At 37.3% G+C, this 6,191-nt stretch carries 5 protein-coding genes and 1 pseudogene; 2 read left to right on the top strand and 4 right to left on the bottom strand.

The annotated features are described in order from the left end of the window. A pseudogene (locus A6M14_RS14170) lies at positions 1–198 on the bottom strand (hypothetical protein); the annotation flags it as partial. A 69-nt stretch (positions 199–267) separates the two neighbouring features. After that, positions 268–627 carry a roadblock/LC7 domain-containing protein gene (locus A6M14_RS04205; RefSeq protein ID WP_152873761.1) on the bottom strand — a complete coding sequence of 120 codons (360 nt, stop codon included), beginning with the start codon at positions 625–627 and terminating at the stop codon, positions 268–270. Between the two features lie 434 nt (positions 628–1,061). On the opposite strand from A6M14_RS04205, the gene A6M14_RS04200 reads away from it, so the two are divergent. Both A6M14_RS04200 and A6M14_RS04195 read left to right on the top strand, forming a co-directional pair. Next, complete coding sequence (locus tag A6M14_RS04200) at positions 1,062–3,482, top strand: YgiQ family radical SAM protein (RefSeq protein ID WP_152873760.1); 2,421 nt, start codon at positions 1,062–1,064, stop codon at positions 3,480–3,482. A gap of 299 nt (positions 3,483–3,781) precedes the next feature. Next, complete coding sequence (locus tag A6M14_RS04195) at positions 3,782–4,321, top strand: DUF2726 domain-containing protein (RefSeq protein WP_152873759.1); 540 nt, start codon at positions 3,782–3,784, stop codon at positions 4,319–4,321. Positions 4,322–4,362: 41 nt separating this feature from the next. Here the strand turns inward: A6M14_RS04195 and A6M14_RS04190 are convergent, their stop codons facing one another. Together A6M14_RS04190 and shiA are read right to left on the bottom strand one after the other, a co-directional pair. After that, the gene (locus A6M14_RS04190; protein WP_152873758.1) at positions 4,363–4,716 is read right to left on the bottom strand and encodes a RidA family protein; all 354 of its coding nucleotides are present in this window, start codon (positions 4,714–4,716) and stop codon (positions 4,363–4,365) included. Between the two features lie 4 nt (positions 4,717–4,720). Further along, positions 4,721–6,037, bottom strand: coding sequence for a shikimate transporter (gene shiA, locus A6M14_RS04185; RefSeq protein WP_152873757.1), 1,317 nt, complete (start codon positions 6,035–6,037; stop codon positions 4,721–4,723). Positions 6,038–6,191 lie beyond the last annotated feature (154 nt).

Here is a 6,191-nt window from a genome sequence, read left to right as displayed (position 1 = left end):
TAATTGATGACACGCCCTAATTGCAGCAGGGGAATCTATAAAATTTTGATTTAATATTACAAAGTCTAATTCTGAATTTGAAATATTTGACCATGTGATTTTGAGTCCATCATTTACTGCATTAAGGAATAATGATTTAAGTTGATTGGTGGTATTGAGGCTCAGACCAACGATCGCAACACAAATATTATTTCCCATATAATTACTCGCAATTTTATTAATTTTGAACGACCTCCCTAAAAGGTTTAGAAAGGTCGTTTTTTATAATTAAGAAAAATCTAATTCTTTTTCAAAAGCTTTTAATTCGTGACGAGCCATTGCTAAGTTAGACTTTGAACGATCTAATACAAGGTATAAGAACAATGCTTCGTTAGAAACTAAAGGGCGAATCAGGTGATATTGCTTGCCTAATGTAATTAAAATATCTTCGATTGTGTCATCTAATTTTAATGCATTTGCAACTTTACGTTTTGCACGTAAAACTTCGGTATTACCTGCAGAAGCATATTCTAAATCTATACTGCCATTACCCTGAGTTGCTAATGCAAGACCGCTTTCGCTATCTACGAGTGCAGCAGCAACAAAACCGTCAATATCAGTTAAATTATCTAATGAAACTTTAGCCATTTTTTACCCCGTTAAATATATAAAAGGTTTATTTATTTTTTAAACCTAGCTTAATACTCTACTATTTTCAAGGTGTTATCAAATCATAAATAATAATAAGTTTTTGATGGTTTTATATTTAAACAATATTGTTAATTATATTTTTTATTTTTATATTATAAATAATAATAGAATAAGCTATTTATAATGATAATTGGTTTTTAATTATAATATATAAATGCGAAGTAATACATATTTTATTAATTTATTATTAATTGGTTTTATATGTGATTATAAGGTTATTGGGTTTTATATTTTATGTACGAATGATTGACTAAAATATTTTGTATAAATTTCAATCGAGCAAGTTGAGTGGAATTCATGGTAAAATGATCGGCTTTCATCTTTGATCTATTTTAGATCTCCTATCATCTGCCAGCCGAGAATTGCTAGCCATGTCTACTGCTTATACCATGCAGACAGCGCCAACTGCGTTGTTTGATTACGACAAATATTGGGCGTCTTGTTTTGACCCTGCGCCATTTTTGCCGATGTCACGCGAGGAAATGGATCAACTCGGTTGGGACAGTTGTGATTTTATTTTAGTATGCGGTGATGCGTACATCGATCATCCATCTTTCTGTTCTGGCATTATTGGCCGTACGTTAGAAGCGCAAGGCTTCCGTGTGGGTATTATTGCTCAGCCTGATTGGACTAATGTTGATGCGTTCCGTGTATTAGGCAAACCGAATATTGCTTGGGGTGTAACGGCAGGGAACATGGATTCCATGATCAACCGTTATACAGCAGATCGTAAAATCCGCTCTGATGATGCATATTCTCCAGATAATGTTCCAAATAAACGTCCAGACCGCGCGGCAACAGTTTATTGTCAGCGTGTGCGTGAAGCGTATCCTGACGTGCCTGTTTTGTTAGGTGGTATTGAAGCATCGTTACGTCGTATTGCACATTATGATTATTGGTCAGATAAAGTCCGTCGTTCGGTGTTGATGGATTCTAAAGCCGATTTATTGATGTACGGTAATGGCGAGCGTTCAATTACTGAAATCATGCATCGTTTAGCGCGTGGTGAAAAGATCACAGACATTACAGATGTTCGTGGTACAGCATTCATTGTTAATAAACATAACCGTGCGTCTAAAGCCAAATTTGTTGAAATTGCATCGAATGATGTGGATGCTATTGGTCGTGTAGATCCAATCATCAACCCTTATGTGATGACTGAAGATTTAGAAGGCTGTGAAATTGAGAAAGGTAAAGAAAGCCCAACTCAATATCAAGGTTTCCAGAAAGAACCTGTTGCAAATCCGATTGTTCGAGAGGGTGATAATTTAGCGCCCGATACGCAAATTGTGCAGTTACAGCCATCTTCTAAAGCGATTAAGCATAAATTACCGCCACGTGAATTGGCTGTTATTCGTCTGCCTGCATTTGAAGAGGTTGTTGCAGATCCTGTTTTATATGCGCATGCGAACCGTATTTTGCATTTAGAAACCAATCCGGGTAATGCTCGTGCAATGGTTCAAAAGCATGGCGAACGTGATGTTTGGTTGAATGCTCCACCAATTCCGTTAACGACGGAAGAGATGGACTATGTGTTTGACTTGCCTTATGCTCGTCTGCCACATCCATCTTATGCTAATGCGCGTTTCCCTGCGTTTGATATGATTAAATTCTCTGTCAATATCATGCGTGGTTGTTTTGGTGGTTGTACGTTCTGTTCAATTACTGAGCATGAAGGTCGTATTATTCAGAACCGTTCTGAAGAATCAATTTTGCGTGAAGTTGAAAAGATTCGTGATACAGCACCGGGCTTCACAGGTATTATTTCAGACTTAGGTGGTCCGACAGCCAACATGTATCGTTTGGCATGTAAAGATCCTGAAATTGAGAAAAACTGTCGTAAGCCATCATGTGTTTTCCCTGGTGTATGTCAAAATTTACATACCGACCACGCACCGTTAACACAGTTGTATCGCAAAGCACGTTCACTCAAAGGCATTAAAAAGATTCTGATTGGTTCAGGTTTACGCTATGACTTAGCCGTTTTAAACCCTGAATATGTAAAAGAATTAGTGACGCATCACGTTGGTGGTTACCTTAAAATTGCGCCTGAACATACCGAAAAAGGCCCACTCAATAAAATGATGAAGCCGGGTATTGGAACCTATGATCGTTTCAAACAAATGTTTGATCGTTTTAGTAAAGAAGCAGGTAAAGAACAATACCTTATTCCTTACTTCATCGCAGCGCATCCGGGTACCACCGATTATGACATGATGAACCTTGCGATTTGGTTGAAAAAGAATGGTTTCCGTGCCGATCAGGTACAGACTTTCTATCCATCACCAATGGCAACTGCAACAACCATGTATCACACAGGTAAAAATCCACTTGCGAAAGTAGCACGTTATACTGAAACTGTCGATATTGTGAAAGGTGATAAGCGTCGTCGTTTGCATAAGGCATTCTTGCGTTACCATGATGCGAATAACTGGCCTTTATTACGTGAAGCATTAAAGGAAATGGGACGTGCTGATTTAATTGGTAACTCGAAACATCATTTAATTCCGACTTATCAACCTGCGTCTAGTACGGAAGGTCAGTATCAATCGGCACGTAAGAAAAACTCGACAGTTGCTGGTGATTCACAAAAACGTAGTGCTGAAAATGTGGCACGTAATCAAAAGGCTGGAAACGGTCAAGGTCGCCCTTCAAATACAAAGAAACGTCCTGAACGTGGTCAAATTTTAACGCAACATACGGGTTTACCTCCTCGTGAAACGGGCGATGCGAAAAAACCATTTGGTGGTTCAAAACCAAAAGGAAAGTCTAAACCTAAATCAAAAGCTTAATTTAGTTGTGGAAAAAGGACTCTAACGAGTCCTTTTTTATTGCAGTGATTTCATCGGAAATTTCTAATGATTATTGTAAAAAACTCACTTTAAAAATAATTTTTAAGATAAAGTGATTCAGTTATTAACAGGGTATTTATTTCTTTTAGCATGATTGGTCGATATGGAATGTTGATTAATTAAGATAAGAATTAACTTGAAATTGATTTTAATTAATAAGAATGAAATTGGTTTTGTAATGATATGAATAAGCAACATGTTCATTTAAAAACATAAAAAGAAAGTTAAAGGATTAAGTTATGATTATTTATTTTTTAATAGGAGCTTTGTTTTTAGCCTTAATTGTTTTTTTAGCGGTTAGAAATTTAAGGTCTGGTGTAAAGCCTCACGATAGTAAGTTGAAGCAACGTGCAATTTTCACAGCAAATGAGCAACTCACTTTTTCTCGTTTAAAGCAAGTTTTGCCTAAATATACAGTTTTAGCACATGTTTCTTTTGACTCATTATTAACAACAAAATTTAATCATACACGTTCAAAATATCGAAATATGATTGCTGATTTTGTCGTTTTAGGTCAGCAAAATGAAGTCATTGCAATTGTTGTTGTAGAAGATTACTCAGTAGCGAAAAAGCATAAAGATGCAATTTACCAAGATCAGCTTTTAAAATTGGCAGGGTATCGAGTTTGTCATTTTTATGGCGTACCCAAGCTTCAGCAATTAAAAGATGAGTTTAAAGTTTTTGATGATCTAGATCTTATTGAACAGGATATTGCTCCTGTAAAAAAATATGAATTTTATGCCAATAAATCGACATCACAATTGAAGTTAACAAATTAAAAAAAAGCATGCGATTTGCATGCTTTTTTATCGAACTTGAATTATGGTTTAACAGCAACCACAGTCATTTCAACTAAAATTTCAGATTTATTCATGTTTGCTTCTATGCATGTACGCGGTAGGGCATCAATATCTGAAACCCATGCATCCCAAACTTCATTCATTGGTGCATAGTTAACTTCAATATCTTTCACAAAAATCATCACAGATAAAATATGGCTTTTGTCTGTGCCTGCATCTGCAAGAAATTGGTCAATATAATCTAAAGTCTGTTGAGTTTGACCTTTAATATCGAGCGTTAAATCTGAAGCAAGTTGTCCTGCAAGATGGACTAAGTTGCCTGAAATCGCAATTTCAGAAAAGCGTTTTTGAATATGTAAGCGTTCTACAGCCATAAGATTAATCCTGATGTTTAGGCATTAAAGCAGCAACAATTGCTGTTAATAAACAGCCTATTGCAAGGTAAATAGCGACATAATGCCACGAACCGTTGCCCCAAATTACCAATGATGCAGCAATAAACGGGGTGAAACCACCTCCAATGATACTTGCAACTTGGTAGCCAACACCAGCACCACTGTAACGGTATTCTGTACCAAAAAGTGACGTGAAAATAGGTTGATGTACGCTTACCACCATATCGTGGGCAATATTTGCCAGTAATATTGCACCGATAATAATCATCCATGTATTTTGTGCATCTAAAGCCATAAAGAATGGAAACGCAGAAAGAGCACCAATCAATCCACCTAAAACGCACATTTTTCGATGATCAAATTTATCTGCTAACCACGCAAAGAATGGAATACTGAAACAACTAATTGCACCAACCATCAAGGTAATATTAAGGAAAAATTGTTTATCCATACCTAAATTATTGGTTGAATAATTCAGCGCAAAGTTAGTCACCAAATACATGGTGAGTAATTCGGTTAAACGTAAGGCAATAATGTAGAAAAATGCTTTTGGATGTTTGCTGATGGCTTGCAGGATGGGGAGTTTCTGAGGTTTATGATCTGCTTGAACTACTTTTTCCATGAATTCGGCAGATTCATCTTGATCACGGCGAATCCACATGGCAATTGCAATCAGAATGATACTTGCGATAAATGGAATACGCCAAGCCCATTCGGCAAAGGCTTCTTCACCTAAAGTGGCAATAATAATGGATACAGCACCTGTCGCGAGAACTAAACCAACGCCATAACCAATTTGGACTCCGCTAGAATAGAATGCTTTTTTGCCTTTAGGTGCGTTTTCAACTGCCATTAAAGCAGCTCCACCCCATTCACCGCCAACGGCAAAGCCTTGAATCGCGCGTAAGGTCACAAGTAAAACAGGCGCCCACCATCCAATAGATGCAAAATTAGGTAATAAGCCAATACCAACGGTGGAAATACCCATCAACAAAACAGTTAAAACGAGCATTTTTTTACGACCTAATTTGTCGCCAAAATGTCCGAATACCACACCGCCTAATGGACGAAATAAGAAGCCAACCCCAAAAGTTGCGAGTGCAGCTAAAGTTCCCATATTTTCGCCAATACTTGGGAAAAACTGATCTTTAAAAATGAGTGCAGCAACAATACCGTAAAGAAGAAAGTCGTACCAATCGACCACAGCACCAACAAAGCTACTTAATGCGGCTTTACGTGCGCGTTGTTCTTGAGAAGTTGAATTTTGGGTGTTCAGATTTGAAGGGTTTGCGCTAGACATGCAGGAGAGATTTCCATGAGGTGACAACAGAGATGCCCTGTAATATTCGGATTTGATCGTCTCGCCAATCACAGGACAAATTGCTGAAAGTAAAGGTGATTTTCAGCAACTCAGCGCATACATGGATAATGCATCGCCCGAATAGAGTACTCCA

This window comes from Acinetobacter portensis (assembly GCF_009372215.1).
Lineage (GTDB): Bacteria > Pseudomonadota > Gammaproteobacteria > Pseudomonadales > Moraxellaceae > Acinetobacter > Acinetobacter portensis.
This window is presented reverse-complemented; position numbering and strand designations above follow the sequence as displayed.